Genomic DNA, 3,553 nt, shown 5'->3' with positions numbered 1-3,553 from the left:
TTTTTTATTACCACGCTAGAAGCTCTCCGGAACCCCCGGCATAGCCAGGGGTTTTCTAAACCATTAATGAAAGGTGATAAATACTGATCTGGTACTTCTGGAAATGGTACTGTATTTGATTTATTGGCAACTATACCTAATTGTTGAAGGTCTTCTTTAATTTTCTTGGAATTAATTATCAATGTTGGAGTCGTTTTTGTTATAGAGAAGCGTGTTACTATGTAGTCTGCCTTCATGAAGTCAGCAACTAAGTGAAGTATCTTCTCATCTTTTTGTGTAAATGAGATAGTATGTTGCTGCTCACTAACACATCCATCGGTAATAAACAATCCTAAAACCCAAGCCATTTCAGGTGTCCACATCTCAAAAAAATCCTCATTTACTTTATGCTTACGTGGTTGCCCAGAAAATTGCTCCCGATTCATTTTAATACCATGCTTATACATCACATTGCGAATGGCGCGATCCGAAACTCCGATAATTTTCACCATTTCATTGAAGGGTATTCCGCTTTTATACATCTTAATGATTGCTTCATCTGTGATACCTGGATTTCTAGGCATAACTAACTCTCCTTGGTTTATATGAATTGCTGATCATTAAAAAATACATTATTTGTAGAATATAAATCGTATTAGATAATATAATATTCTAAATATACATTATACGAACAATAGTTCTATAGTCAAGCAATAAGATTGCATTGGATGCAACTTGGTACAACTTGACTAGCAATGGCATTTGCTGTTCTTTAATGCCTAATGATTGAAGCTCCTGTATTGCTTACTTCGATGATTCCTTAACCGTATCGGCGAGAGCCACTATATACCAGAAAGGGTTCCATCAATCGCAATTAACATAGCCGTTTTTCCTGCTTTTTTGAGTTGTTACAATTGTTCTTCGTGTGATTCATAGCTTATATTTTCTCGTTTCATTAACTTTCTTGTACCCACGAACGCATTTTTTCCGTTTATTGTTGCTTTGATACCGTGTCCCGGTATAGCTTCAAAATGATCCGCATTTTCATACTTAATATCATTTTCTTCGCCGTATTCGACAATTGCTTGTGCCAACGGATGCTCTAAGGCTTTTTCAGCATAAATCAATTTTTTTAATACCTCATGATTACGGATACTGAAATGTACCACTTCTGTCATGTTTTGTACCAGCGATTGCCACTAGATTTACCACTTATCGCCAATGTATATACCAATAGGTAATGTCATGAAAGTGCAGATTTATAACGTTAAGGAATTTTGAGAGATACAAAGCCTAATTCCTCCGTTTTTTTAGCTGGAAATTAGGCTTATGATATACCACAAACGCGTCTGTTTGTTTAAAGAATATCACTGACTTTAAAAGTACTCTTATAACCATGCTTTTCTTAAAAGATTTACACCAAGTTCGATTTCATCATAAGAAAGACCGCTAAACCCTAGTTTAATCATTGGCCTATCCGGATGGTTTTTTATGAAATAGATCGAAGTTGGCCGCACTTTAACACCATAATGGAAAGCCCGCTCGATTAACCATTCCTCTGAATGCCCTAGATATACCTTAATTAAAACGTACAAACCGGACTGTTCGCCAATAATGGATATATTTTGCCCAAAGTGTTTTTTTAATAATGAAACGAGGTATTTCATTTTTCTTTTATAAACAAGGCGCATTCGCTTAATGTGCCGATTCCATCCCCCATTTTCCATAAATTTAGCCATTGTAAGTTGGCTAAAAAGTGAAGTTGAACTTTCAAAGTTCAGGAACTGATTTTTATAACGGTTTAAAAGCTGTTGTGGTAACACCATATAGCTTAAACGTAGTCCCGGAAGAAAAGCCTTTGAGAAATTTCCCAGATAAATGACTCTTGTTGAATCAATAGAAGCGAGCGCTGGAAACGGACGTTGCGTATATCGGAACTCACTATCATAATCGTCTTCAATAATGTATCCCTGTACCTTGTTTGCCCAATGAACGAGCGTTTGTCGTTGTTGAATGGACATGCTTACACCGTACGGACTATGATGAGAAGGTGTTACATAGATTAAGGGTGAATCCATTTGTTTAAGTTGCAAAAGATCTGCACCTGTTGCATATACCGGCAAATATTCAAGCAAAAAGTGATGGAATTGAAAAGCTTCCCTGGCACCATCGAACCCTGGATCTTCTACGATAATTTCTGAATAATCTTCCTGAAGTATATGGCCTAGATTGATAAGCATTTGTTGTGTACTGCTACCGATCAAAATGGCATCTGCATCTGTTCTTACTCCACGTGATTGGAGTAAGTATGCGGCAATTTGTTCGCGTAGACTTACCTCTCCAAATGGTTCCCCATACCGAAAGCTCTCAGGTAACGTTAAGACTTGATTCGCTATTCGCCTCCATATTTTTAAGGGGAAATGGGACTGATCAACAGCATCTGTCCGAAAATCGACACGAACGGACGCTTCCTTTACCTCCCTCTTATTGTTAGAGGGAATTCGTGGTTCCTGGTATAAAGATGGCTCTAATTGATTGACAAAATAACCTTTTCTCCCTTCCCCGCGAATATAACCCTCTGCTACAAGCTGATTATATGCCGTTAGGGTTGTATTACGGCTTACTTGGAGAGAATCAGCAAGTTGCCGAATGGAGGGTAGTTGTTCATCAGCTTTCACATTGTCTTGTTCAATAAACGATTTAAACTGCTCGTAGATTTGTTTGTATTTGGGAGAGCTTTCGTTTAAGGCAAAAAGATAATTTTTCATATACAATTTCTCCTGACATGCTTATTTATTTTAAATTGTATCTTTTTAAATGTCAGTTTATATCATAATATATTTTATATGAGTGATATAATATTTTCAAGCACGAAATTAGATGAGGAGTGATGATGATGTATATTCCAAAGCACTTTGAAATCAAAGATGAAGAAGAGATTTATGAGATTATTGAGGAAAATAGCTTCGCTACTCTATTTTCCCAACATCAGGGTCATCCGTATGCGACTCACCTTCCTTTGATTTTAAATAAAGAAAAAAGATATTTGTACGGCCACTTTGCAAAACCGAATAAGCAGTGGAAAGATATAGAGGGACAGGAGGTACTTGCCATTTTTCAGGGACCGCATTGTTATATTTCTTCTTCCTGGTATGAAACAAATAATGCTGTTCCGACATGGAATTATGTAGCTGCTCATATAAACGGAAAGGTTGAGATCATAGAGGGCGAAGAAATGATGGATTCCCTCCATCAAATGGTGTTGAAATATGAAGATCCAAATAGTTCATATCAATGGGACCAATTGGATGCTCGTTTTTTAGAAGGGCAGGCAAAAGGCATTGTTGGATTCAAAATCAAGATCGATAAAATCGAAGGAAAGGCAAAGTTGAGTCAAAATCATTCCGCTGAGCGATTAAAGCTTGTTATTTCACAACTTGAACAATCTACAAGTGATGATGAAAGAGATATTGCATCTCATATGAAAACAATTCTTAGAAAGAAAGCGTGAACTACTCCCACCACTTACCACCCTTACGGGTTGCTTGAAGTGGGGGCTTCTTGGGTAATCGTC

The 3,553-nt window shown here is 37.2% G+C and carries 4 protein-coding genes; 1 reads left to right on the top strand and 3 read right to left on the bottom strand.

Translation table 11 applies throughout. The features are described from left to right. From ACFQ3N_RS16720 to pdxR, 3 genes are all read right to left on the bottom strand, one after another. A partial coding sequence (locus tag ACFQ3N_RS16720; protein WP_390363703.1) for an LAGLIDADG family homing endonuclease occupies window positions 1–563 on the bottom strand: 563 nt, incomplete at its 3' end. A gap of 324 nt (window positions 564–887) precedes the next feature. Next, complete coding sequence (locus ACFQ3N_RS16715) at window positions 888–1,157, bottom strand: hypothetical protein (protein WP_390363701.1); 270 nt, start codon at window positions 1,155–1,157, stop codon at window positions 888–890. Window positions 1,158–1,367: 210 nt separating this feature from the next. After that, window positions 1,368–2,747 carry a MocR-like pyridoxine biosynthesis transcription factor PdxR gene (gene pdxR / locus ACFQ3N_RS16710; protein ID WP_390363699.1) on the bottom strand — a complete coding sequence of 460 codons (1,380 nt, stop codon included), beginning with the start codon at window positions 2,745–2,747 and terminating at the stop codon, window positions 1,368–1,370. 128 nt (window positions 2,748–2,875) lie between these two features. Between pdxR and ACFQ3N_RS16705 the strand changes: the two genes are divergently transcribed. Beyond that, the gene (locus ACFQ3N_RS16705; protein WP_390363697.1) at window positions 2,876–3,490 is read left to right on the top strand and encodes an FMN-binding negative transcriptional regulator; all 615 of its coding nucleotides are present in this window, start codon (window positions 2,876–2,878) and stop codon (window positions 3,488–3,490) included. The last annotated feature ends 63 nt before the right edge of the window (window positions 3,491–3,553 follow it).

This window comes from Virgibacillus byunsanensis (assembly GCF_042675965.1).
In the GTDB taxonomy this organism is placed as follows: domain Bacteria; phylum Bacillota; class Bacilli; order Bacillales; family Amphibacillaceae; genus Virgibacillus_R; species Virgibacillus_R byunsanensis.
Note: the sequence above shows the minus strand (reverse complement) of the source record. Positions and strands in the feature narration are given on the sequence as shown.